22 protein-coding genes are annotated in these 24,512 nt (G+C 61.0%); 8 read left to right on the top strand and 14 right to left on the bottom strand.

The window, feature by feature from the left end; all coding sequences use genetic code 11:
• Positions 1 to 224: 224 nt before the first annotated feature.
• Both A6U86_RS22595 and A6U86_RS22600 read right to left on the bottom strand, forming a co-directional pair.
• Positions 225 to 752, bottom strand: a complete 528-nt coding sequence (locus A6U86_RS22595; protein ID WP_068395436.1) for a winged helix DNA-binding protein — start codon at positions 750 to 752, stop codon at positions 225 to 227.
• A gap of 51 nt (positions 753 to 803) precedes the next feature.
• The gene (locus A6U86_RS22600; RefSeq protein ID WP_068396039.1) at positions 804 to 4,430 is read right to left on the bottom strand and encodes a hydantoinase B/oxoprolinase family protein; all 3,627 of its coding nucleotides are present in this window, start codon (positions 4,428 to 4,430) and stop codon (positions 804 to 806) included.
• A gap of 216 nt (positions 4,431 to 4,646) precedes the next feature.
• On the opposite strand from A6U86_RS22600, the gene A6U86_RS22605 reads away from it, so the two are divergent.
• Positions 4,647 to 5,129, top strand: a complete 483-nt coding sequence (locus A6U86_RS22605; protein ID WP_068395437.1) for a hypothetical protein — start codon at positions 4,647 to 4,649, stop codon at positions 5,127 to 5,129.
• 27 nt (positions 5,130 to 5,156) lie between these two features.
• Here the strand turns inward: A6U86_RS22605 and A6U86_RS22610 are convergent, their stop codons facing one another.
• The 10 genes from A6U86_RS22610 to pcaD form a co-directional block, all read right to left on the bottom strand.
• Positions 5,157 to 5,873, bottom strand: a complete 717-nt coding sequence (locus A6U86_RS22610) for an ABC transporter ATP-binding protein (RefSeq protein ID WP_068395439.1) — start codon at positions 5,871 to 5,873, stop codon at positions 5,157 to 5,159.
• On the bottom strand, positions 5,854 to 6,618 hold the full coding sequence (locus A6U86_RS22615; protein ID WP_068395441.1) for an ABC transporter ATP-binding protein: 765 nt from the start codon (positions 6,616 to 6,618) through the stop codon (positions 5,854 to 5,856). The genes A6U86_RS22610 and A6U86_RS22615 overlap by 20 nt, the downstream gene beginning before the upstream one ends.
• Positions 6,615 to 7,622: a branched-chain amino acid ABC transporter permease gene (locus tag A6U86_RS22620; RefSeq protein WP_068395443.1), complete on the bottom strand. Its 1,008-nt coding sequence runs from the start codon at positions 7,620 to 7,622 to the stop codon at positions 6,615 to 6,617. The genes A6U86_RS22615 and A6U86_RS22620 overlap by 4 nt, the downstream gene beginning before the upstream one ends.
• 1 nt (position 7,623) lies before the next feature.
• On the bottom strand, positions 7,624 to 8,487 hold the full coding sequence (locus A6U86_RS22625; protein WP_068395445.1) for a branched-chain amino acid ABC transporter permease: 864 nt from the start codon (positions 8,485 to 8,487) through the stop codon (positions 7,624 to 7,626).
• A 95-nt stretch (positions 8,488 to 8,582) separates the two neighbouring features.
• Entirely contained in the window at positions 8,583 to 9,755 is a 1,173-nt protein-coding gene (locus A6U86_RS22630) for an ABC transporter substrate-binding protein (RefSeq protein WP_068395447.1), read from the bottom strand.
• A 151-nt stretch (positions 9,756 to 9,906) separates the two neighbouring features.
• The gene (locus tag A6U86_RS22635) at positions 9,907 to 10,956 is read right to left on the bottom strand and encodes a 3-carboxy-cis,cis-muconate cycloisomerase (protein WP_068395449.1); all 1,050 of its coding nucleotides are present in this window, start codon (positions 10,954 to 10,956) and stop codon (positions 9,907 to 9,909) included.
• 3 nt (positions 10,957 to 10,959) lie between these two features.
• Positions 10,960 to 11,574, bottom strand: a complete 615-nt coding sequence (gene pcaG / locus A6U86_RS22640) for a protocatechuate 3,4-dioxygenase subunit alpha (protein ID WP_068395451.1) — start codon at positions 11,572 to 11,574, stop codon at positions 10,960 to 10,962.
• Complete coding sequence (pcaH, locus tag A6U86_RS22645) at positions 11,574 to 12,323, bottom strand: protocatechuate 3,4-dioxygenase subunit beta (protein ID WP_068395453.1); 750 nt, start codon at positions 12,321 to 12,323, stop codon at positions 11,574 to 11,576. Before pcaH ends, pcaG begins: the two co-directional genes overlap by 1 nt.
• A 12-nt stretch (positions 12,324 to 12,335) precedes the next feature.
• A complete protein-coding gene (gene pcaC / locus A6U86_RS22650) occupies positions 12,336 to 12,740 on the bottom strand; it encodes a 4-carboxymuconolactone decarboxylase (RefSeq protein WP_068395455.1) in 405 nt (134 codons plus the stop codon).
• Positions 12,737 to 13,546 (bottom strand): 3-oxoadipate enol-lactonase, encoded by an 810-nt coding sequence (gene pcaD / locus A6U86_RS22655; RefSeq protein WP_068395457.1) that lies wholly within the window; start codon positions 13,544 to 13,546, stop codon positions 12,737 to 12,739. Before pcaD ends, pcaC begins: the two co-directional genes overlap by 4 nt.
• Positions 13,547 to 13,640: 94 nt before the next feature.
• On the opposite strand from pcaD, the gene pcaQ reads away from it, so the two are divergent.
• The gene (pcaQ, locus tag A6U86_RS22660; protein ID WP_068395459.1) at positions 13,641 to 14,567 is read left to right on the top strand and encodes a pca operon transcription factor PcaQ; all 927 of its coding nucleotides are present in this window, start codon (positions 13,641 to 13,643) and stop codon (positions 14,565 to 14,567) included.
• A 7-nt stretch (positions 14,568 to 14,574) separates the two neighbouring features.
• On the opposite strand, the gene pobA is transcribed toward pcaQ, so the two are convergent.
• Entirely contained in the window at positions 14,575 to 15,747 is a 1,173-nt protein-coding gene (gene pobA, locus A6U86_RS22665) for a 4-hydroxybenzoate 3-monooxygenase (protein WP_068395461.1), read from the bottom strand.
• A gap of 112 nt (positions 15,748 to 15,859) precedes the next feature.
• Between pobA and A6U86_RS22670 the strand changes: the two genes are divergently transcribed.
• Positions 15,860 to 16,747 (top strand): helix-turn-helix domain-containing protein, encoded by an 888-nt coding sequence (locus tag A6U86_RS22670; protein WP_068395463.1) that lies wholly within the window; start codon positions 15,860 to 15,862, stop codon positions 16,745 to 16,747.
• 208 nt (positions 16,748 to 16,955) lie between these two features.
• On the opposite strand, the gene A6U86_RS22675 is transcribed toward A6U86_RS22670, so the two are convergent.
• On the bottom strand, positions 16,956 to 17,711 hold the full coding sequence (locus A6U86_RS22675) for an IclR family transcriptional regulator C-terminal domain-containing protein (RefSeq protein WP_068395464.1): 756 nt from the start codon (positions 17,709 to 17,711) through the stop codon (positions 16,956 to 16,958).
• 133 nt (positions 17,712 to 17,844) lie between these two features.
• On the opposite strand from A6U86_RS22675, the gene A6U86_RS22680 reads away from it, so the two are divergent.
• The 5 genes from A6U86_RS22680 (at position 17,845) to A6U86_RS22700 (ending at position 24,493) form a co-directional block, all read left to right on the top strand.
• The gene (locus A6U86_RS22680; RefSeq protein ID WP_068395466.1) at positions 17,845 to 18,705 is read left to right on the top strand and encodes a CoA transferase subunit A; all 861 of its coding nucleotides are present in this window, start codon (positions 17,845 to 17,847) and stop codon (positions 18,703 to 18,705) included.
• Between the two features lie 10 nt (positions 18,706 to 18,715).
• A complete protein-coding gene (locus A6U86_RS22685) occupies positions 18,716 to 19,486 on the top strand; it encodes a CoA-transferase subunit beta (protein ID WP_068396044.1) in 771 nt (256 codons plus the stop codon).
• Positions 19,486 to 20,691, top strand: a complete 1,206-nt coding sequence (gene pcaF, locus A6U86_RS22690) for a 3-oxoadipyl-CoA thiolase (protein ID WP_068395468.1) — start codon at positions 19,486 to 19,488, stop codon at positions 20,689 to 20,691. Before A6U86_RS22685 ends, pcaF begins: the two co-directional genes overlap by 1 nt.
• A gap of 155 nt (positions 20,692 to 20,846) precedes the next feature.
• On the top strand, positions 20,847 to 23,174 hold the full coding sequence (locus tag A6U86_RS22695) for a cation:proton antiporter (protein WP_068395470.1): 2,328 nt from the start codon (positions 20,847 to 20,849) through the stop codon (positions 23,172 to 23,174).
• Between the two features lie 116 nt (positions 23,175 to 23,290).
• Positions 23,291 to 24,493 (top strand): MFS transporter, encoded by a 1,203-nt coding sequence (locus tag A6U86_RS22700; RefSeq protein WP_068396047.1) that lies wholly within the window; start codon positions 23,291 to 23,293, stop codon positions 24,491 to 24,493.
• Positions 24,494 to 24,512: the final 19 nt, after the last annotated feature.

Genomic DNA, 24,512 nt, shown 5'->3' on the forward strand with positions numbered 1-24,512 from the left:
GTGGTAAAAACAGGATCATATCGTTTGCTCGATGCAGATCCCTGGTCGGACGCCCGACAGTGGATCGCATAGACCTAATATAGGTACGAGATGATGAAATAGATAAGTCCCCCGTGACTTGCGTCCCGGGCAGCTCTCGCTTCAGGCTTTAGACCATCGGGGAAAAATAAACTTTAGCAATACGTCATGAAGGTTTTCGAGGGACTTTCGTCCTTGCCATTGCCCTACAGCGTCGCTGCTGATCGCGCGGCCTGTTCGTAATAGCCCGAGAGCGCCCTCAGATGCGAGGCAATCTCGGAAAGGCCGTCCTGCGAAAGCCCGGAAACCTTGGTCGCCTCCACCAGCAAGCGCTCGCGAATTTCGGTGTAGCGCTTCAGCGCTTCCAAACCCTTGTCGGTGACGCGTATCGTCTTTTCCTTGCCGGCCTTGCCGCTTTTGACAAGACCGGCCGCCTCCAGCTTCTTGATGGCATAGTTGGCGACATGGGTATCTTCGATATCGAGCACGAGGCACAGATCGGCAAGCGTCTTCGGCCTGTCACGATGGCGGACGGAGTGGATGATCAGAATCTCCGTCGGCGAAAGACCAGGCACGCCGGCGGCGGCCATGCAACGCACCAACCACCGATTGAAAGCGTGGGAAAACAGGATCGATCCATATTCGAGCTCGGACAAAGCAGGCGAACTGCCGTCCGCAAGATGTGCGGACGAGACGATCAGTTCGCGCGGTCTACTCTTTTCCTCAGAAGTCACCCGAAAACTCCTTCGATCCGGATCAATGCATCTGCAGACGCAGCAACGCCTCTATTCGTCCCGCTTGCCATAGCCGCCACCCGTGGGAGTAACCACGGTGAAGGCTTCGCCGGCATCAAGCACCGTATGGGCAGAGCCGATCAGCTCATCGATCGTGCCGTCATTGCGCCGGACATAGTTGCGCCCGGTCTGGCCCGGCTCGCCGCCCTTGACGCCGAAGGGCGCGACGCGGCGATGACCCGAGAGCACGGCGAATTCCAGCTTCTCGCGGGTGCGGATGGTGCGCTGCGTGCCGTTGCCGGCATTCCATTTGCCCTGACCGCCCGAGTTGGGACGAATGTGGAAATCCTCGAGCACCACCGGAAAGCGGGTTTCCAGGATTTCGGGGTCGGTCAGACGCGAATTGGTCATATGCGTATGCACGGCATCGGCACCATGGAAACCGGGGCCGGCCGGGGCACCCGAGCAGATCGTCTCGTAATACTGATAGGCATCATTGCCGAAGGTGAGATTGTTCATCGTACCCTGCGCTGCCGCAAGCGTTTCGACCGCGCCGAACAGGCAGTTGGTCACGGCCTGGCTCACCTCGACATTGCCGGCAACGACGGCGGCCGGATATTTCGGCGTCAGCATGGTGCCTTCGGGGATGACGATGCGGATCGGTCTCAGGCAACCGGCATTCATCGGAATATCGGCCTCGACCAGAACACGGAAGACATAGAGCACGGCAGCGCGCGTCACCGGCTGCGGCGCATTGAAATTGTCGGCGCGCTGCGGCGAAGTACCGGTGAAATCGACCGTTGCCTCGCGCTTGTCCTTGTCGATCGAGATCTTGACGACGATCTTGCAGCCCTGATCCATCTCATAGCTGAATTCGCCATCCGGTAAGCGGTCGAGAACGCGGCGCACGCTTTCGGCAGCATTGTCCTGGACGTGACCCATATAGGCGTCGACGACCTCCTCCCCGAAATGGACGATCATCTTCTTGAGCTCGGCCAAACCCTTCTCGTTGGCGGCGACCTGAGCCTTCAGATCGTTGACGTTCTGGGCGAGCGTACGCACCGGATAGCGGGCACCCGTCAGCAGCTTCGCCAGCTCCGCCTCGCAGAACCGCCCGCGATCGAGCAGCTTGAAATTGTCGATATAGACGCCTTCTTCCTCGATATGGGTCGCAAGCGGCGACATCGAACCCGGCGAGATGCCACCGATATCGGCATGATGACCGCGGCTGGCGACCCAGAAGCGGATGCGCTTGCCAGCATCATCGAAGACCGGAGTGCAGACCGTAAGGTCTGGCAGATGCGTGCCGCCATTATAGGGCGCATTGATCAGGAAGACGTCACCCGGATGGATGACGGGATTCTCACGGATCGCCGTTGCAACGGACGCATCCATGGAGCCCAGATGCACGGGCATATGCGGCGCGTTGGCGACGAGATTGCCTTCCGCGTCAAAAACGGCGCAGGAGAAATCCAGCCGCTCCTTGATGTTGACTGAATAGGCCGTGTTCTGCAGCGTCATGCCCATCTGCTCGGCAATCGACATGAAGAGATTGTTGAAGATCTCGAGCATGACGGGGTCGGCCTTGGTGCCGATGGCGCTGCGCTCCGGCAGGGCCTTGATGCGCTTGAGAACGATATGGTCCCTGGCGGTCAGCTGCGCCTGCCAGCCATCCTCGATGACGATGGTCTGGTTCGGCTCGATGATGATGGCAGGACCCGTGACAGTCTGGCCGGGTAGGATCGCCTGGCGCAAAACGACCGCGGCGTCATGGCTTGCGCCACCGGAATAGAAAGAGGCACGCCGTGCTGCGTCCGCCTCGCCCTCGCCCGCTTCATCGCGCTGAACGGCGATATCGGCGGCCGCACCGCCGATGGTTTCGATCTCGACCGCTTCGACGACCAGCGGCTTGTCCTCGGCGACGAAACCGAAGCGCCGCTTGTGCAGTGTCTCGAACTCGCCACGCAGGCGCGCGGGATCATCGATCTCAGGAAATGTCGTCTCGACGGCCAGAACAGTGTCAGTGCCGGCATAGCGAATATGGGCGCGCTGCACCGTCTTGATTTCGCTCGCAGGGACACCCTGTGTTTCAAGCTCGGGCACGCATTCGCCGCGCAGTTCGCCACCCAGCGCAGCAACGGCTGACGGTGCTGCCTCATCAAGGGCAACGCCGAGCGCCTTCTGGCGTGTCGCCCTGATGTCGGCAAGCCCCATGCCGTAAGCCGAAAGCAGACCGGACATCGGATGCAGGAGAATGCTCTTCATGCCGAGCGCATCGGCGACCAGGCAAGCATGCTGTCCGCCGGCGCCGCCGAAGCAGTTGAGGGCATAACGCGTCACGTCATAGCCGCGCTGCACCGAGATCTTCTTGATCGCTTCGACCATATTGGCAACGGCGATGCGAATGAAGCCGTCGGCCACATCTTCCGGGCTGCGGCCATCGCCGATCCGGGCGGCGAGTTCGGCGAACTTGCCGCGCACCGTCTCGACATCGAGCGGCTGGTCCTGATTTGGGCCAAAGATCGACGGGAAGAACTCAGGCAAAAGCTTTCCGGCCATGACATTGGCGTCGGTCACCGCCAGCGGGCCGCCGTTGCGATAGCAGGCAGGCCCCGGAAAGGCGCCTGCCGAATCCGGGCCGACACGGAAGCGGTCGCCATCGAAATGCAGGATGGAGCCGCCACCGGCAGCAACCGTGTGGATCAGCATCATCGGCGCTCGTACGCGCACACCGGCCACTTCCGTTTCGAAGGCGCGCTCATATTCGCCGTCGAAATGGGCCACATCCGTGGACGTGCCGCCCATGTCGAAACCGATGACATTGGTGAATCCGGCCTGCTCGCCCGTTTTCGCAAGGCCGACGACACCGCCGGCCGGGCCGGACAGGATGGCATCCTTCCCCTGAAACATATCAGCCGCCGTCAACCCGCCTGACGACATCATGAACATGACGCGCGCGCCGGTGCGCTCGACATCGAGTTCGTCGCAGACCTGGCCGATATAACGTCCGAGGACCGGCGACAGATAGGCGTCAATGACGGCCGTATCGCCACGGCCGACGAGCTTGATCAGCGGCGACACTTCATGGCTGACGGAAACCTGCTCGAAACCGAGGGACCGGGCGATGCGGGCGACTGCCGCTTCATGGGCTGGGAACTTGTAGGCGTGCATGAAGACGATGGCGACGGAGCGGTAGCCTTTGGCAAGAAGCTCGCGCAATGCCGCTTCCGCTGCCTTCTCATCCAGAGCAAGCTCGACTGTGCCATCTGCCAGCACGCGCTCGTCGATCTCGACAACCTCTTCGTAAAGCGCTTCCGGCTTGACGATCTCGGTCGCGAAAATCTTCTTGCGCTCCTGATAGCCGATGCGCAACGCATCGCGGAAACCCTTCGTCGTCACGAGTGCCAGCCGCTCACCCTTGCGCTCCAGCAGCGCGTTGGTGGCGACCGTCGTACCCATGCGCACTTCGCCGATCGTATCGGCGGGGATCGGATCGCCCTTGCCCAAACCGAGATGCAGTCGAATGCCGTGCACGGCGGCATCACGGTAGGCATCGGGATTTTCCGAGAGGATCTTGCGGGCATGGAGGGCACCAGACGGATCGCGCCCGACGACGTCGGTAAAGGTGCCGCCGCGATCGATCCAGAAATCCCAACGACCCGAAATGTTCTCCGACAAATCCGCCTCCAACAGCACTACGCCCGTAACGATGACAATATATCGATAAATTATCAACGTTTTGTCGTCAATAGATGTTGACGCATGCTGTAGCCTTCATTCCCGAATACGGTTCCGCGTCAACTGACGCTGAATCAGAATACAGAACCTATGGAAGCCACCACCCATTATACGATCCGCTTGCGGGACATTTGAGGCACGACTAGGATTTCTCACATGGCGCTACGGCAGTTCGTTTTTAACCTTATCCCGTCATCGGCCACCACCATCAGCGGGGTGGCCGCGGCCCGTATGAGCCGCGACCAGCTTGACGCGATAGAATTGAACTTTTCCCAGCAAACCATCGATGCGATTTCAGAGCGTGTCGGCATGATGTTGCCCGAAGGCCAGTCCTGGGCCTCCGATATTCGCATCTGGGGAGATGATAAGACAGATGATGTACAGATTGCCTTTGAAGGCACCGCGATTGAACAGATTCAGTTTCGCTTGGATGTGTCTAACCTATCCCTAGCGCTGGTTGGCAGCATTTGCGCGCTGGCTCGCGAGTTCAACTGCGTTTTCGCGACCAGGAGCGGAGGGATCATCAGACCCCGTAGTGGGGCGCTCATTCGAGCCATCACGCAGTCCGAGGCCGCTCGCTTTGTCAGCGACCCGGAAGGTTATTTGCGCGAAGCAGTCGAGTTGGACCCAGAGCCCTAATGGTGTCAGCAGCACAAAAGGCTGCCGCTAATGCAAGCCACCGACACCAAGCAGGCGCTCGACCACATCATGATCCTGCGCGAGCGCCGCGGGTGTCCCCTTCCATGCCAGCCGCCCCCGCTCCAGAATGATGACGTCGCTGGCAAAGTCGAGCGCGCTCTGAATGCGTTGCTCCACTAGGAGAATGGTCATATCGCCTGTTTTGGCGAGTTCGGCGAAGGCTGCCATCAGTTCCTCGCAGATGACGGGCGCGAGCCCTTCCAACGGCTCATCCAGAAGCAGCACAGAGGGGCGACCGAGGATCGTGCGGGCGGTCGACAGCATCTGCTGCTCGCCGCCGGACAGCTGGCCGCCGAGGTTCTTTCGCCGCTCCTTCAGGCGCGGAAACATGTCGTAGGCTTCCTGTATCGCGCTTTTCGGCCGCCCCTTCAGCCCGACAGAGAGATTTTCCTCCACCGTCAGCGTCGGGAAGACATCGCGCGTCTGCGGCACATAACCGAGGCCCTGATGGGCGCGTCTGGCGCTTGGCAGTCCGGCAATTTCGGCCGAACCAAGCCGGATGCGGCCCTCGTAACGGCGCGTCTGGCCGGCAAGGGTCGCCAGCAGCGTGCTCTTGCCCATGCCGTTGCGGCCAAGAACGGCAAGCCGACCACCGGCCGGCACGGCAAAGGAAACGCCTTCCAGCACCCGCGTCGGACCATAGCCGGCCGACAGATTTTCCACTTCAAGCGGCGTGGCCGGCATTGGCGTAGCTCCCAAGATAGGCTTCGCGCACACGCGCATCCTGCGTCACGTCTTTCGGCGAACCGTCGAAGATGATGGTGCCGGCGGCCAGCACGACCACGCGCTTGGCAAACCGGAAGACCAGATCCATGTCATGCTCGATCATCAGCACGGCGAGATCGGGCGGCAGATCGGCAAGCGCCTGTTCGATCCGGCCGGTATCGCTTTGCGGCACGCCGGCGGCGGGCTCATCCAGCAGCAGCACCTTCGGCTTCAGGGCCATCGCGACGGCGATTTCGAGCAGCCGTTGCTGGCCATAGGCAATTTCGCTGACCTTACGGTGCGCCAGTCCGGCCAGACCGAGCGTGCCGAGCAACTCCTTCGCCTCGGCCATTACGTCTGGCATAGAGAGGAAGTTGCCAAACATTCGGCCGGAGCGGCCGGTGCGCTGCAGGACCGCCATGCCGATATGTTCGGCCGGGGTCATGTCCTGAAACAGCCGCGTCACCTGGAACGAGCGCACCAAGCCGCGCCGGACTCGGCCGATGGCATCGACCTTGTTGACGTTCTGACCGGCAATGCGTACCTCGCCGGAATCCGCCGGCAGATTGCCGGTGACGAGATTGACGAAGCTGGTCTTGCCGGCGCCGTTCGGACCGATCAGCGCGACGCGATCCCCCGGCGCCATCGACAGACTGACATCATTCGTAACCGTCAAGCCGCCGAAAGCTTTCTTCAGATTTTTGACCTCGAAGATCGCGCTCATGACTGCACCTCCCTGCGGCGGGCGAGATAGGCGGCAGCAGTGCCGTAAATGCCCTTCGGCGCAAAGAGGACGACGAGGATCAGCAGTGCGCCGACGATCGTCAGCCAGTGGAAGGGATTGGCGGCGGAGACATAGTCCTCGAACAGCATGAAGATCAGCGTGCCGACGAGCGCACCGAACAGCGATCCCGTGCCGCCGAGCACCAGCATGACCAGCGCCTCGGCCGACTGGGTGAACGACAGGCTGTCCAGCCCGACAACCTGGGTCGAGATCGCCGTCAATGCACCGCCGACGCCGGCAACGGCACCGGAAATCACATACATCTTGATCAGCGCCACCTTCGGCGAAGCGCCCATGGCGCGGATACGCAAGGGATCCTGCCGGATGCCGCGGCAGAGCATGCCGAACGGCGAGCGCACGAGGACGCGCAGCAACACGAGCACGATGAGCAAGAGCGCGACGCCGTAGAGATAGGCCGTATGGCCGTAGAGATCGAATTCGAAACTGCCGAACAGCGGGTCCGGGGAAATGCCTGACAGCCCGTCGCTACCGCCGGTCCAGCTCGAGGCCTTGTTGGCGAATTCATGGAACAGGTAGATCAGCGCGATCGACAACACGAGCTGCGGCAGGCCATGCGCCCGCAGAATGACGACCGAACAGACCAGCCCGGCGACCGCACCGCCGATGATGCCGGCAAGCGTCATCAGCAGGGGATCGTTGATGCCGTAATGCGCAGACGCAATGCCGGCTGCGTAGGCACCGGCCCCGAAGAGCGCGGCATGTCCGAGGGTTGCCACGCCGCAATAGCCGGTGACAAGATCAAGCGACAGAACCAAGAGGGCAATGGCGATCAAACGCGTCAGAAGCGCCAGATTATCCGGAAACAACAGAAAGCCGCCGGCGGCCAAAACCAGGATCACGGCAACCGCGATCACATCCTGTCCAAGGGTACGATGTCTGGTCACGGCGGGAATTGCCTCTCTTTCCAGGGTCGTCAGCGCCATCTTACTTCATCCTCCCGGCAAAGCCGCGCGGGAAGACGCAGATGATGGCAATGACGGCGAGATAGAAGAAGAACTCGCCATATTCGGGCATGAGGTAGCGGCCTGTTGTATCGATGCAGCCGAGGATAAGGCAGGCGAAGAGCGCGCCGGAAATGGAGCCCGCGCCACCGACCGAGACGACGACGAGGAAAGTCACCATATAACGCAAGGCATAATAGGGCTCGACCGGCAGCAACTCGGCACCCACGACGCCGCCGAAGGCGGCCAGCCCGACGGCAACCGCGAAGCTGACGGCGTAGACGATCTCTGTGCGCACGCCGAGGGCGGCCGCCATCGAGGCGTTGTCGACAGAGGCGCGCAACTTCACGCCGAACGAGGTCTTCTCGATCGTGTACCAAAGCGCCAGTGCGACGATGAGACCACAGACGATCGCGAAGATGCGATGTGTGCCGATGGTGCGGAAGCCGAGGTCGACGGACCCTTGCAGGTTACCCGGCAGAGGTATGGTCTTCAAGGTCGGGCCGAAGACATAGTTTGCAATGCCGATAATGCAGAAGGTGATGCCGATGGTCATCAGCACCTGCGTCAGTTCCGGTGCGCCGTAGATGCGCCGGTAAAGCAGCCGCTCGATCGGGATCGAAATGATGACGGTGCCGACCACGGCCAGCAACACCGCCACACCATAGCCAAGCCCCAGATCGCGCGTCGCATAGGAGGCGATATAGCCGCCGATCATCGCAAAGGCGCCGTGGGCGAGATTGACGACGCGCATCAGCCCCATGGTGACGGAGAGGCCGATGGAAATCACGAACAGCACCATGCCGTAAGCGAGGGCATCGACTGCTATGCTGAGCACGGTTTGCATTGATATGACTGGTCCGGTTGTTGTGGCGCCGACCTTCGGGCTCCATCTGAGCAGAAGCAAATTCCGCTCAGATGGGAGCTAGCGGTGAGAGCGTCCTACTTCGCTGCCGCAAGGCCGGGATCGCCCTGCTTTTCGAAGGTCTGGATCTCCTTGTTGTAGTATTTGCCGTCATCGCCCTTGGCGACTTCGCGCAGATAGATGTTCTGCGTGATATGGCGGCTTTCGGCGTCGATGGTGACCGGACCGCGCGGGCTGACCCAGGAGAGGCCCTTCACGGCATCGACGGCCTTCTGCGCATCCTGTTTGCCGCCTGTCGCCTCGATCATCTTGTAGATGACGTGCATGCCATCAAAGGCACCGACAGCCGGGAATGTCAGCTCGGCCGGATTGCCGATCGCCTTGTCGGCGGCAGCAACGAAGGCCTTGTTTTCGGGCGAGTCATGCGAAATCGCATAGTGGAACGTGGTCTGCATGCCGAGGGCCGCGTCACCTAGCGCCGGCAGGTCGGATTCCTGCGTGAGGTCGCCCGGCGCGAAGAGCTTGATACCACCGGCCTTCAGCCCGTTCTCATTATAGGCCTTGACGAAGCCGAGCGTCGTCGGGCCGGACGGCAGGAAGGCGAAGACGCCCTGCGCACCGGAATCCTTGATGCGCTGCATGATCGGGCTGAAATCGTTGGTCGACAGCGGCATGCGGATTGCTTGCACCACTTCGCCGCCCTGCTTTTCGAAGCCGGCCTTGAAGGCGTTTTCGGCATCGACGCCCGGGCCGTAATCGCTGACAACCGAAATGACCTTCTTGACGCCGCCGTCATAGGCGACCTTGGCAATCGGCGTCGATGTCTGCCAAGTGGTGAAGGAGGTGCGCACGACAAGCGGGCTTTTGGTGACGATCGCCGATGTTGCGGCATTGAAGATGACCATCGGCACATTGGCCTGCTTGAGGATCGGCGTTACCGCCATCGCATCCGGTGTGAAATAGAAGCCGGCGAGATACTGAACCTTCTCCTTGACCACCAGTTCCTGCGCCAGCGCCTTCGACTGAGCGGGGTCAGCCTGCGGCACGTCACGGTAGATCACTTCCACCTCGTCATTGCCGACCTTCTTGCCGTTGACAGCCATATAGGCATCGATACCGGCCTTGAAATTCTTTCCCTGCAGTGCAAACGGCCCCGAGAAAGGTCCTATGACGCCGACCTTGATAGTATCGGCATAAGCAGCGCCGCCAAGGGCAACGGCCGCGATGGCGGCCAAGACAAACCGTTTCATTCTTTTTCTCCTCCCGGCAGCGCGGATTCCCGGCCGCATCCAATCTTCAAACCTCGACCATCGCCAATTTCTCATACGAAATGGTGATGTAAAATGAAATAAATGCTTCAATCCATAATTTACGGGTTATGATTTTAGTATAGTACGTCGCTCAGGATGCCGCTCCCAAGCGTTTGATCATCCCCAGCAATTGCAACGCCTGACGCAAGGATGCAGCCGTCGCCACGACCATCTGCGGCAGCAGAAGCCATTCCAGCGTCCAGGCAGCACCCGAACGCTCCTGTTCGTGAACGAGCGACTGATGAATGCCGCCGAGCTGGACGGCGTTGAATCGCGCCAGCGTCACCAATGTCTCCGCCGCAACCGGATTTTGCTTGTGCGGCATGGCGGAAGAGCTGCCGCCGCCAGCAAGCTCGATTTCATCTCCGGCCTGCGCCAGAAGCGCGACGTCCTGGCCAATCTTGCCGAGACTACCCGAGATCATCGACAGCAGTCCCGCAAATTCGGCAATGCGCCCGCGCTGGCTCTGCCATTGCGGCTCATCGGTCAGGCCGAGCGCCTGCGCCAACGAGGCCCGTATGTCTTCCGCATTCGGCCCGAACTTTTCGAGCGTACCGGCGGCACCGCCGAACTGCAGGGGAAAACTCTCCTGCGTCAGCCGCTCCCGATATTGCTCGAGCGGATGGCGCCAGGCGCGCAGCCGGTCGGACACGGTAATCGGGATTGCGGCCTGCATGCGGGTCCTGCCCATGAGCCTGTTCGGGCCAAACTGATCGTTGAGCTTTTGAAGCCCCGCCGACACCGCAAAAAGACGACCGCTCAACAGGAAAGCCACCGCCTTCAGGCGGATCATGAGACTTGTGTCGATGACATCCTGACTGGTAGCGCCGAAATGGACATGGCTGCCGGCATCCTCGCCGACGGCCTTGCGTAACTGCCTGACGAGATCCGGAATGACGACCCCGTCCGTTGCCGTTGCTGCCTTCAGGCTCGAGAGATCGGGTTCGAAACTGGCGCAGACCTCGCCAATGCGCTGCGCGGATGCCTGCGGGATCAACCCGTGCTGCGCCTCGACTTTGGCGAGAGCCGCCTCGAAATCGAGCATGGCGCGGATCTCGGCTTTTGCCGAAAAATAGCTTGAAACCTCAGCGTCACCGAGGAGGCCGGCCAGAAAAGGGTGATCGAAGGCGGAAATACTCATGGCCTATATATCGAGGAAAACAGTTTCCCTGTCTCCCTGCAAATGCACATCGAAGGTATAGACGGAGCCTTCCTTCGTGGCGATCAGCGTTGCCAGACGATCCCTATGCTCGATGCGGGCAAGCAATGGATCCTCGGCGTTAGCGCTGCTTTCCTCGGGAAAATACATGCGCGTATGCAGGCCGATATTGATGCCGCGCGCCACGATCCAAAGAGTGATATGCGGCGCCATCTTGCGGCCGTCCTTGAAGGGAACGCGGCCGGGCTTGATCGTTTCGAAGCGAAAGGTTCCGTCTTCCGAACTGGTCGGGCAACGACCCCAGCCGGTGAAGTTGGGATCGGCCGTGCCGCGCAGTTCCGAGGGACTATTGTAAAGTCCGGCGCTGTCGGCCTGCCATATCTCGATGACCGCATCCTTGACCAGCCCGCCGGCACCATCGAGGATGCGTCCAACAACCGTGATACGCTCGCCATGCGTCTTGTCGTTGACCATGGAGGTGCCGAGATCCGCGTCATAGACGCCGCCGATTTCGCTGTAGTTGGGAGTAAGGCCGATATGAACGTAAGGACCCGCCGTTTGCGACGGCGTTTCCTTCAGATAGCCAAGTTCCTGTACCATCAGTTGCCCTCTAGCCGGTTTTCGAACAGGGTCGAACGACGACCGCGCAGCACGATATCGAATTTATAGGCGCGCGCATCCATCGGGATCGTATTGCCCCAGTCAAGCGGCGCGATCAGCTGCTCGATGGCCTGCTTGTCGGGAATGGTCCCGACGATCGGACATTTCCAGATCATCGGATCACCCTCGAAATACATCTGCGTGATCAACCGCTGGGCAAAGCCATGGCCGAAGACTGAGAAATGGATATGAGCCGGGCGCCAGTCATTGACGCCGTTCGGCCAGGGATAGGCGCCGGGACGGACTGTGCGAAAGGCGTAGTGACCTTGCTCATCGGTAATCGCGCGGCCGCAGCCGCCGAAATTCGGATCGATCGCCGCGAGATAGCTTTCCTTCTTGTGGCGATAGCGCCCGCCGGCATTGGCCTGCCAGAATTCGAGCAGCACACCCGGCACCGGCCGGCCACGTTCGTCGAGCACGCGGCCATGCACGATGATGCGCTCGCCGATGGCGCTTTCGCCGGGTCTGGCAAAATTATGGATCAGATCGTTGTCGAGCTCGTTCAATATGGAATGGCCGAACACCGGTCCGGTGATTTCGGAAATGGTGCCGTCGAGCGAAAGCAATGCGCGCTGCGGCGAACGCAAGACCGATGTCTTGTATCCCGGCGCAAAGGCCGGCGGATGCCAGGCACTGTCCCGGGCAAAGAAGGCGCCCGTTTCGGGCTTGCTGTTGGTTCTGTCGGACATGTCTGCCTCGCTTCAAGCCGCCCTTTCGGCGTCCATCTGTTCAAAAACCTGCTTGGCGATCTTGATCGCATGGTTCGCCGCCGGCACGCCGGCATAAATCGCCACATGCAGGAGCGCCTCGCAAATGTCATCGCGTGTCGCACCGGTGTTGCGCGTGGCGCGCACATGCATGGCCACCTCATCGTCCTGACCAAGCGCGGCCAAAAGCGCTATTGTCACGATGGAACGCTCACGCCGGCTGAGCGTCGGACGCGACCAGACATGCCCCCAGGCTGCTTCCGTGATCAGCTCCTGAAAGGGCTGATCGAACTCCGTTACTCCCTGCTGGGCACGGTCGACATGGTCGTCGCCGAGCACGGCCCGTCTGGTCGCCATGCCTTGCTGATAGCGCTGGGATGGCGTGGTGGGGTCATTCATGGGGCTTGTTCTCCACGCAGGACGACGTCGATGAAGGCACGGATGACTTCGGTCAACGCCTCGGGTTGCTCGACGCAGGGAATGTGACCGGCGTCCTTGATCATTTCATAGCGCGCATTCGGAATGAGCCTGGCCATCGACAGCACGAGGTCGGGCGGCGTCGAGCCATCCTGATCGCCGACGATGCAGATCGTCGGTACGGCAATCTTGCTGGCTGCTTCCGTCAGGTCGGCGTCGCGGAGCGCAGCGCATGTCGCGGCGTAGCCCGCCGCAGGCTGGCGGATCAGCATGTTGCAATAGCCGGCAAAGGCGATGTTTTCCGGACGACGGAACGCGGGCGTGAACCAGCGCTCCATGACCACATCGACAATCGACTCGATGCCTGAGGCCTCGACCTGTGCGATGCGGGCGTTCCAGCTGTCGGCCGTGCCGATCTTGTGGGCTGTGTCGCAGAGCACGAGCGCCCGCACCAGATCCGGGCGCCGCTGATAGAGCGACTGGGCGATCAGCCCGCCGACGGAAAGGCCGCAAATCACGGCATCCTTGACCGAGAGGAAATCGAGCAGACCGGCAAGATCGGTGGCATGGTCCTCGATCGAATAGGGCATCTGGCCGAGATCGGAGAGGCCGTGGCCGCGCTTGTCGTAGAGCACGATGGGAAAATCGCCGGCCAGGCGCACAATCACGTCACGCCAGATCCGGAAATCGGTGCCGAGCGAATTGGCAAAGACAAGAACAGGCTTGTCGGCGGGGCCACCGATGATCTGATAGTGGATCGTGATGTCGTTGATGCGGGCAAACTGCACTGGAAATCTCCTCGGCGGCGAGATTGGATGTATAATCTGGTTAGGTAAAATGATATTTCTTCGCTCTACGATAACTCCAAGGTTATGAATAAGCATGCTCGACGCGCGCATCAAATTCCGCCATCTGCAGACCTTTGTCGAGGTTGCGCGCCAGAAAAGCGTGATCAAGGCGGCCGGCCTGCTCAATATCAGCCAGCCAGCGGTAACAAAAACGATCCGCGAGTTGGAGGAAGCGCTTGGTGTCGCCGTTTTCGAACGCGACGGGCGCGGCATCCGCATCACTCGGTACGGCGAAGTGTTTCTTCGCCACGCCGGCGCGGCACTCTCGGCCCTCAGACAGGGGCTGGATTCCGTATCGCAGGAGCGGTCCGGCGAGGCGCCGCCAATCCGCATCGGCGCGCTGCCGACGGTTTCGACGCGCATCATGCCGCGAGCGATGGAATTGTTTCTCCGCGAGGAGACCTGGAGCCGCATCAAGATCGTCACTGGCGAAAACGCCGTGCTTTTGGAGCAACTGCGTATCGGCGATCTCGATCTCGTGGTCGGCCGCCTGGCAAGCCCGGACAACATGACCGGCTTCTCCTTCGAACATCTCTACTCCGAGCAGGTGGTCTTTGCCGTTCGGGCCGGTCATCCCCTGCTTTCGGCAAAGCAATCGCTGTTTTCCGATCTCAGCCTTTATACGCTCCTGATGCCGACGCGCGGCTCGATCATCCGTCCCTTCGTCGAGAGTTTTCTGATCGCCAACGGCGCCGGCGGACTGCCCAATCAGATCGAAACCGTGTCCGACTCCTTCGGCCGCGCCTTCGTTCGCGCCAGCGACGCCATCTGGATCATCTCAGCCGGCGTCGTGGCCGGCGATGTCGATGACGGCCTGCTGGCCCTGCTGCCGATCGACACCAGCGAGACGAAAGGACCGGTCGGGTTGACAGTGCGCACCGACGCAATCCCCACCCTGCCAATGTCGATCCTGATGCAGACGATCCGCGAGGCGGCAAGTGAAGTCGCCAAGAAGCTCTAGAATCGACTCAGAACGGTAGGCCGACATAGTTTTCGGCAAGCGCCGTCGATGCGGCGCGGGAATGGGTGAGGTAATCGAACTCCGCTTCCTGGATCTTCTGATCGAAATCGCTGGTGTCGGGAAAACGATGCAGCATCGTCGTCATCCACCAGGAAAAGCGCACGGCTTTCCAGACCCGGGCGAGCGCGCGGGCGGAATAGGCCTCAAGCCCGGCATTCGAACGATCCTGATAATGCTCGGCAAGCCCCGAAAACAGATAGTGCACGTCGCTTGCCGCCAGATTGAGCCCCTTGGCGCCGGTCGGCGGGACGATATGGGCGGCATCGCCGACGAGGAAAAGCCGGCCGAAGCGCATGGGTTCCGCCACGAAGGAGCGCAGGGGCGCGATCGACTTCTCGAAGGATGGCGCGGTGATCAGGGCCTCGGCGTGATGGGCCGGCAGGCGTCGGCGTAATTCGTCCCAGAAGCGGTCATCGGTCCAATCCTCGATCTTCTCGTCGAGCGGACACTGAATGTAATAGCGGCTGCGGGTCATCGAGCGCATCGAACACAAAGCAAAGCCACGCGGATGATTGGCATAGATCAATTCGTGATTGACAGGCGCCACTTCAGCCAGCACGCCGAGCCAGCCGAAGGGATAGACCTTTTCGAAATTGCGGATCGATTTTTCCGGAACGGACTTGCGGCTGACACCGTGAAACCCGTCACAGCCGGCGATGAAATCGCAATCGATGCGATGGGAGATGCCATCCTTGTCATAGGTCAGATAGGGCTTATCGCCATCGAAACCGTGTGGCTGGACATTGGCGGCATTGTAGATGGTTTGCGCGCCGCTTTCCTCGCGATGGGCCATCAGATCGCGGGTCATCTCCGTCTGGCCGTAGATGAGAACCCGCTTGCCGCCTGTGAGACCATGAAGATCGATGCGATGATCCCGGCCATCGAAGGCGAGCGAGAAGCCGTCATGCGGCAGGCCCTCGGCATGCAGGCGCGCGCTGGATTTCGCCTTGTCCATCAGCGAAACGGTGCCTTCCTCCAGAACGCCGGCGCGGACGCGACCGAGGATATAATCCTTGCCGACACGGTCGAGAACGACGTTATCGATGCCGGCTTCCGTCAATAGTTGGCCGAGCAGCAGCCCGGACGGACCTGAACCGATAATGGCGACTTGGGTGCGCATCGTTTCCTCCCATGCGTGTCTTTCACCTAAGTCTGTCCGGCGCACGACACGCCCGCAATGGACAATTCGTTCAGGAAATTGCACAAACCGAACATGGCGGAGGAGAAGAGCCATGACGAGGAACGTGCCGACCTATGAGCTCTATGGTGAAAATACCGGCCGAAAGCCGGATTTCTGGCTGCATTGCGAGACTATACCGTCGCGCAGCAGTCTCCATCACTGGGAGATCCGCCCGCACCGGCACGAGAGCTTCTTTCAGATCTTGTACATAGATGCCGGATCAGGCGACGCGGTCTTCGATGGCGTCAGCCACATGATTTCGCCGCCCGCCGTCATCACCGTGCCGCCTCATCTCAATCACGGCTTCCGATTTTCCAGGGACATCGACGGCTTCGTCATCACGGTGCTGATCTCGCATTTGAAGACTTCTCCGGGCGACCGGAGCCGACTGGGCACATGGCTCGCCGATCCGCATCTGACCTTGCTCGATACGAGCGATGCCGATGCCGCCTACGTCGCAAGCACCCTGCGGCGGCTGGGCGAAGAATTTGCCAGCCATCGCAACGGCCGCAACGATCTGCTCGAAGCCTATCTGACGTCTGCACTGCTGCTGACGGCGCGCATTGCCCAAAGGGCCGACGAGGGATCAAATGCCGGCGACGAGAGCGAGCGGCGGATGGAGATGCTGCAAGGCCTCATCCAGCATCATTTCCGCTCGCACAAACCAGCTGCCTTCTATGCGGAGGCGCTCGGCATTTCGCCCGCCCATCTCAGCCGTATAGTCCGCAGCAAGACCGGGCATGGCGCCCACGAGCTAATCACCCGCAAGCTGCTGGATGAGGCCAAACGCGAACTGGTCTTCACCTTCGCGACCGTCCAGGAAATCAGCTTTCGCCTCGGCTTCGCCGACCCAGCCTATTTTTCCCGGTTCTTCGTCAAGCAGACCGGGGAAACGCCGCGCGCCTGGCGTATCGAGGAGCGGGAAAAGCTGGGGATGTGAGCTGGGTGATCGCCTATAGCAATGGGCGGAAAATAGAGGCCAACATCCGCCCTCGCCCTTCGAGACGGCCCTTTGGGCCTCCTCAGGGTGAGGGCTAATCCTCCGGCGTGGCTGCCAGCTAACCACAAGCCGTCATCAAAGGCGCCGCTCGCTCCATCCTCATCCTGAGCCTGTCGAAGGACGAGGATGGCCCCGTCGGCCCTAAAGATTACGGCAGCACCAGCCGCAGCGCCTTCTGCGTTTCCTTCAGCAGCGGCAGAAAACGCTCCACCATCTCGGCCGCCGCCACATAGGCAGCCGGCGCGCCGATATTAATCGCCGCCACGATCTTGCCGTGGTCGTTTTCGATCGGAACGGCGATAGAGCAAAGGCCGATTTCCAGCTCCTGGTCGATGAGGGCATAGCCCTGCGCCCTCACCCGCTGGAATTCCGCCATCAGTTCATCGGGATCCGTCTTGGTATTCGGCGTATTCGCCGTGAGATCGGTGCGTGAGAGAACGGCGCGCGCCTCGCTTTCCGACAGGGACGCAAGCAGGACGCGCCCCATCGAGGCGCAGAAGGCCGGAAGGCGACTACCGGGCGTCAGGTTGATCGACATCACCCGGCGCTGCGAGGCGCGGGCGATATAGACGACCTCGGTTCCATCGAGCACCGAGGCGGAAGCATTCTGGCTTGCCCGCTCGGAAAGCAGATCGAGATGGGGCTGGATGATGATCGGCAGGGGCGTCGCCGCCAGATAGGCATGGCCGAGCCGCAGGACTTTCGGCGTCAGGGTGAAGAATTTTCCATCATAGACCGCATAGCCAAGCTCGGAGAGCGTCAGCAGAGAGCGGCGCACAGTGGCGCGGTCAAGCCCGGTCAGCTTCGACGCCTCGGCGATCGTCAGGCGCTGCCGCGTTTCGCCGAAGGCTTCGATGACTTTCAGACCCTTTGCAAAGCCGCTGACGAAATCCGTTTCGCGCATTCCGCATCTCCTATTCTGCAAGTCATTTTGTGCGATATATGAACAAAAGTCAAATATCGCACAAATTAATTGACGATCACCGTCCAAAGGCGCTTATTGACGGCAACAGAACAGCATTTTTTGAGGAGGCCCTATGGCGAAGATCCTATCGCTTTCGCAGGCGGTGGCGGAGAATGTGCATGACGGCGACACCGTCGCCATGGAAGGGTTCACCCATCTCATTCCCTATGCCGCCGGCCACGAAGTCATCCGCCAGGGTAAGAAGGACCTCTACCTGATCCGCATGACACCGGACATTCTCTACGATCAGCTGATCGGCGTCGGGGCGGCTCGGGGCATGAAATTCTCCTGGGGCGGCAATCCCGGCGTCGGTTCGCTCCATCGCTTCCGCGATGCCGTTGAGAACCAGTGGCCGCAGCCGCTCGAGATCGAAGAGCACTCGCATGCCGCCATGGCCAACGCCTATGAGGCCGGCGCGGCAAACCTGCCTTTTGCCATGCTGCGCGGCTATATCGGCGCCGATCTTCCGAAGGTCAATCCGAATATCAAGAGCGTCACCTGCCCCTTTACCGGCGAAGTGCTGGCCGCCGTTCCGGCGATCCGGCCCGACGTTTCCATCATTCATGCGCTGCGTGCCGACCGGAAGGGCAATGTGCTGCTCGAAGGCATCGTCGGCGTGCAGAAGGAAGCCGTACTTGCCGCCAAGCGCTCGATCGTCACGGTCGAGGAAATCGTCGACGAGCTGAAACCGGCCTCGCCCAATTCCGTCGTATTGCCGACCTGGGCGGTCACGGCAGTCGCCCAAGTGCCTGGTGGAGCCTTCCCCTCCTATGCGCAGGGCTACTACAAGCGTTCCAACGCTTTCTATATCGCCTGGGACGAAATCGCCCGCGACCGGGACAGTTTTCTGGCCTGGATCGACGAGCATGTGATGAGGGCCAGCCCCGAAGACTTTGCCAAATATGCCGGCAAGACGCCGGCCAAGTCGGCGTAAGGAGGTCAAGATGAGCGATTTTACGCCTACGGAAATGATGACCATTGCCGCCGCCCGCGCGCTGACCAACGACGATGTCTGCTTCGTCGGCATCGGCGCGCCATCGGCCGCCTGCAACGTCGCGCGGCTGACGCATGCGCCCGATATCACGCTTATCTATGAAAGCGGCACCGTCGGCACCAAGCCGGATGTGCTGCCCCTGTCGATCGGCGATGGCGAGCTTTGCGATACCGCGCTCTTCACCGTCGCGGTGCCTGAGATGTTCCGCTATTGGCTGCAGGGCGGCCACATCACCACAGGCTTTCTCGGCGGGGCGCAGATCGACAGGTTCGCCAATCTGAACACCACGGTCGTCGGCCCTTACGACCATCCGAAGGTCCGCCTGCCGGGCGGCGGCGGCGCGCCGGAAATCGCCAGCAATTGCGGCCAGATCTTCATCACCATGGCGCTCTCCAATCGCGGCTTTGTTGAAAAGCTGCCCTTCATCACCTCGATGGGTCACGGCGAAGGCGGCAATCACCGTGAGCGCCTCGGCATGAAGACGAAGGGACCGACGCGCGTTATCACTGATCTCTGCATTCTCGAGCCTGATCCGGTGACCAAGGAATTGACTGTCGTGTCGATCCACAAGGGTGTTAGCCGAGAGAAGATATCGGAGAATTGCGGCTGGGCGATCAAGTTTGCTAATGAGGTGATCGAGACACCGCCGCCAACCGATACCGAACTTTCCGTCCTGCGCGACATCAACGCGCGAACCAAGAAAGCCCATGAGGCCGCCTGATGACCGAAGCTTTTATTTGCGACTATATCCGTACCCCGATCGGCCGCTTCGGCGGATCACTTTCCTCCGTTCGCGCCGATGACCTCGGCGCCGTGCCGCTGAAGGCATTGGCCGAGCGCAACAGCTCGGTCGATTGGGAAGCCGTCGACGACGTGATCTTCGGCTGCGCCAACCAGGCCGGCGAAGACAATCGCAACGTCGCACGTATGGTGACCCTGCTTGCCGGCCTGCCGATTGCGGCTCCCGGCACGACGATCAATCGCCTTTGCGGCTCGGGCATGGATGCCGTCATTGCCGCAGCCCGCGCCATCCGCGCTGGCGAAGCAGAACTGATGATCGCCGGCGGCGTCGAGAGCATGTCGCGTGCACCCTTCGTCATTCCCAAGGCCGAAAGCGCCTTTTCGCGCAATGCCGAGATCTATGACACCACCATCGGCTGGCGCTTCATCAATCCGCTGATGAAGAAGCAATATGGCGTCGATTCCATGCCGGAAACCGGCGAAAACGTTGCCGAGGACTATAAGGTCAGCCGCGAAGACCAGGACGCCTTTGCCGTTCGCTCGCAGGCAAAGGCAGCGGCAGCCCAGGAAAACGGCCGTCTTGCCAAGGAGATCACACCAGTCACGATCCCGCAGCGCAAGGGCGATCCGATCGTCGTCGGCAAGGACGAGCATCCGCGCGCCACGACGGTTGAAACGCTCGCCAAGCTCGGCACGCCCTTCAAGAAGGAAGGCGGCACGGTAACCGCCGGCAACGCGTCCGGCGTCAATGACGGCGCAGCCGGCCTTATCATTGCTTCGGAAGCAGCCGCTCGGAAATACGGCCTGACCCCGATTGCCCGCATCCTCGGCGGAGCGGCTGCCGGCGTTCCCCCGCGCATCATGGGCATCGGCCCCGTTCCGGCCTCGCGCAAGCTGATGGCCCGGCTCGGCATGCGGCAGGAACAATTCGACGTTATCGAACTCAACGAGGCCTTCGCCTCGCAAGGGCTTGCCGTCCTGCGCGAACTCGGCATCGCCGATGACGATGCCCGCGTCAATCGCAATGGCGGCGCCATCGCCCTTGGCCATCCCCTTGGCATGTCCGGCGCACGCATCACCGGCACCGCCGCTCTTGAGCTCAAGGAAATCGGCGGCCGCTATTCGCTGTCGACCATGTGCATCGGCGTTGGTCAGGGCATTGCCATCGCGTTGGAACGCGTCTGATTGTTCCGGTGAGCTTTGGTCCGTCGCAGCAGATGCGGCGGATCTTGCTTGCGGCGCGCCCCGAACGCCGTGCAAATGAAAGGCGTCAATGACCGATCTCATCGGGAACGGCAACAGCTTTGGCGCGTTTTCCTGCTACTCAGTGGGACCAGTCCATGCCGGCACGCCAGAATTTCCTGAAATCATTTCCGTCAAACGCCCTTATCATTCTCATTGCCACCATCCTGTCGCTGTCGATCGCGCAATCGGCCTTTGCGGCCGAGGGCCAAAAGGCCAGCCACCCCTCTGAAGGGTTGTTTCTGGTTCAGATCGTGATCCTGGTGGTCTTCGGCCGATTGCTCGGCGAATTGATGGTGCGCATCGGCCAGCCGTCGATCATGGGTCAGATCATCGCGGGCATTATTCTCGGCCCTTCTCTCCTCGGCTTGGCCTTCCCGCATTTGCAGGCGAGCCTCTTTCCCACCGATGGCACCCAGAAGAGCATGGCCGATGCCGTCGGGCAGCTCGGCATCCTGTTTCTGCTGCTGCTCGCCGGCATGGAGACCGACCTTGGCCTGGCAAAGCGCCTGCGCAGATCCGCGGCCGGCGTCTCGCTGACCGGGATCGTCATCCCCTTTGTCGCCGGCTTCGCGCTCGGCGAGTTCATCCCGGACGCCCTGCTTCCCGATCCTGAGAAACGGCTCGTCACGTCGCTGTTCCTTGGGACCGCGCTTTCCATTTCCTCGGTGAAGATCGTCGCCACCGTCGTTCGCGAGATGGATTTCATGCGCCGTAACATCGGCCAGCTCATCGTCGCCTCCGCCATTATAGACGATACCATCGGCTGGGTGATCATCGCGGTGACCTTCGGCATAGCGGAAAAAGGCACGGTCGATCTCACAACGCTGGCAACCAGCATTATCGGCACGCTAGCATTCATGGCCGTCAGCTTCACCATCGGCAGGCGGATCGTTTTCGAAATCATCCGCTGGACGAACGACAATTTTCGCAGCGACCTGCCCGTGCTCAGCGCCATCATCGCCGTCATGGGCGGGATGGCCATCATCACCAATCTCATCGGCGTTCATACGGTGCTCGGCGCTTTTGTCGCCGGCATTCTCGTCGGCGAATCCCCGATCCTTACACGCCAGATCGACGTGCAGCTTCGTGGGTTGACGACGGCGCTGTTCATGCCTGTCTTCTTCGGGTTGACGGGCCTGCAGACCGATCTCACCGTGCTCGCCGACCCCTCCATCCTGCTGCTGACCGCCGCCGTGGTGGTGATTGCCAGCATCGGCAAATTCGGCGGGGCGTTCGCCGCCGCCAAGATCGGCGGCTATTCGGCGTCCGAAGCCCTGGCGCTCGGCTGCGGCATGAATGCCCGCGGATCGACGGAAGTGATCGTCGCGACCATTGGCCTCTCTGTCGGCGTGCTGGATGAAAAGCTCTTCTCCGTCATCGTCGCCATGGCCGTCATCACCACCATGGCCATGCCACCGACGCTGCGCTGGGCGCTGGCGCGTTTGCCCTTGCGTGAGGAGGAGCGGGACCGGCTTGAACGCGAGCAATTCGAAAGCGAAAGCTTCCTCGGCAATTTCGAACGTATCCTGCTAGCCGTCGATGGCTCACAAAGTGGTCGTCTGGCGACATGGCTCGCTGCCTTCTTCGCGGTGACACGCAAGATGCCGGTCACCGTTCTCGACGTACGCGCAGCGGATGAAACGCGGGACGGCAATGAGGCTAAGGCCGACGCCGCAAAAACCTCGCAGGCGAAGTCCTTTGCAGAAGATCTGCGCCAATGCGCGACCGATCTCATTTCTTCGGGGCCTGCAGACAAGGATGCAGCATCCGCGGGCGATATTCACATCACCGTCAGGGAGAAGGATGGCGAACTGGAGACCGTGCTCGGCGACACCTCGGATGCGGGCCACGATCTTCTATTCACCGGCATAGAGCCATCTACGGGCGAGGACGGCCGCTTCAATGATGCGCTGCAAATCATGACATCGGCCTTCAAGGGAACGCCCGCCATCGTCACGGCGCGCGGGACGCTTCCCGAACGGCCCCAAGATCTGCGAATCCTGCTGCCGGTCAGCGGGACGGAGCGCTCCATCAGGGCGGCCGAATTCGGACTTGCAATCGCCAAGGCGGCGAATGCCCATTGTGCCATTCTGCTGATCGTGGAGCCACGGCAAGCCCGCGCCATTCCACGCATCAGCGATCGCGGCGATGACCAGCGAGACGTCCTGAAGAAGGTCGGCGCGATTGCCGACTACTATGGCATTGATGTCGAGAAGGTCGTTCAGGAAGGACCTTCGCCCGAGCTGTCGATCCTTCGCCATGCGCGCAGCGGCAAATATAATCTCATCGTGCTCGGCGTCAGCAAGCGGGCAAGCGGCGGCCTCTCCTACGGAAGCGTCGCCGACACGCTGCTGCAGACGGCAGACCGTTCATGCATCTTCATCGAAACCGATATGGCCTCCTCCCAGGCTATTCGCGAATAGCCAAAGCGGCACGCGGATCGATCAACGAAATCAATGAACAGCATCAACGCTATTCATTTCTCCGGCACGGTGTCGTGCGCCATATTGGACCGCAGCCAAATTTACCGAGCTCGATGATGTCCGAACTTGCCGTCTTGCGTGACCATGATGAGGCCGATAGCCGGGACGGATGGAAGGTCGTTGCCGCCACGCATGTCCTGACCGCCGTGACGTTCGGGGCGGCCTATTCCTTCTCCGCTGCCTTCCCGGGGCTCGCGGCCGAATTTAACGCCTCTCGCGGCGAGACCGCGCTTGTCTTTTCGATATCGGCCTTCCTGTTCTATTCACTGGGCGCAGTCGCCGGCCCGCTTGCCGACAGGTGGTCGCCGCGCGGGCTTGTCCTGCTGGGGTTGGTGGCAATGATCTTTGGCTATATCGGCGCCAGCCGTGCCGGATCTCTTTTGTCGCTCTATATTTGGTATGGCTTTGGCGTCGGGTTTGGGATCGGGCTATCCTACGTGCCGGCCCTTGGCGCTGTGCAATCCTGGTTCGTCCGCAAGCGAAGCCAGGCCTCGGGCATCGCAACGGCCGGGATCGGCCTCGGCACCCTGATCCTGCCCTTTGCCATCGGCCTGGCTCTTCCATCGATCGGCTGGCGGGGATGTTTCATTGCGCTTGCATGCCTCTTTGCCGCTTGTGGACTGCCGGCCGCAATGGTCATCCGCAAAAGACGGGACAATGCGAACCCATCCCCGAGCCTCGGGGGTACCTACGCAAACGCACCGGCAATATGGCGCGACAGCCGGTTCTACCTCTTCTATCTCGTGCTTGTTCTGTCGTCGTTTTGCACCTTCATCCCCTATGTCCATATCGTCGCAGCCGCCCAGGACATGGGTCTTTCCATTCAAGACGGCACCACTCTGGTTGGCCTTATCGGCGTCGGCAACGTCGTCGGGCGTTTTTTTCTGGCGGGTTTGGGCGATCGCCTCGGCCGCCGCCAGCTTCTCGCGGCCCTGACATTCGCCGTCGCCGCCTCCTTTGCCCTGTGGGCAACGGCATCAGGCATGATCCAGCTGGCACTGTTTGCAGTAACTTTCGGCATGAGCTATGGCGGCTGTGTCGGTCTTTATCCCGCTGTCGCGGCCGATCTCTTCGGCACCCGCAATATCGGTGCCGTAATCGGATATCTCTATACGGCCGTCGGCATCGCGGCCTTGATCGGTCCCACTGCCGCAGGCTTCATTTTCGATCACACCGGCAGCTATTTCGGCCCCATCGTCGCAAGCGGCATCGCCGCCTTCCTCGCGGGTTTCATAGCTCTTAGTCTTGAGCGGAGGTAGTTCTCTATCGCTGGCCCCT

Source organism: Rhizobium sp. AC27/96 (assembly GCF_001692325.1).
Taxonomy (GTDB): domain Bacteria; phylum Pseudomonadota; class Alphaproteobacteria; order Rhizobiales; family Rhizobiaceae; genus Rhizobium.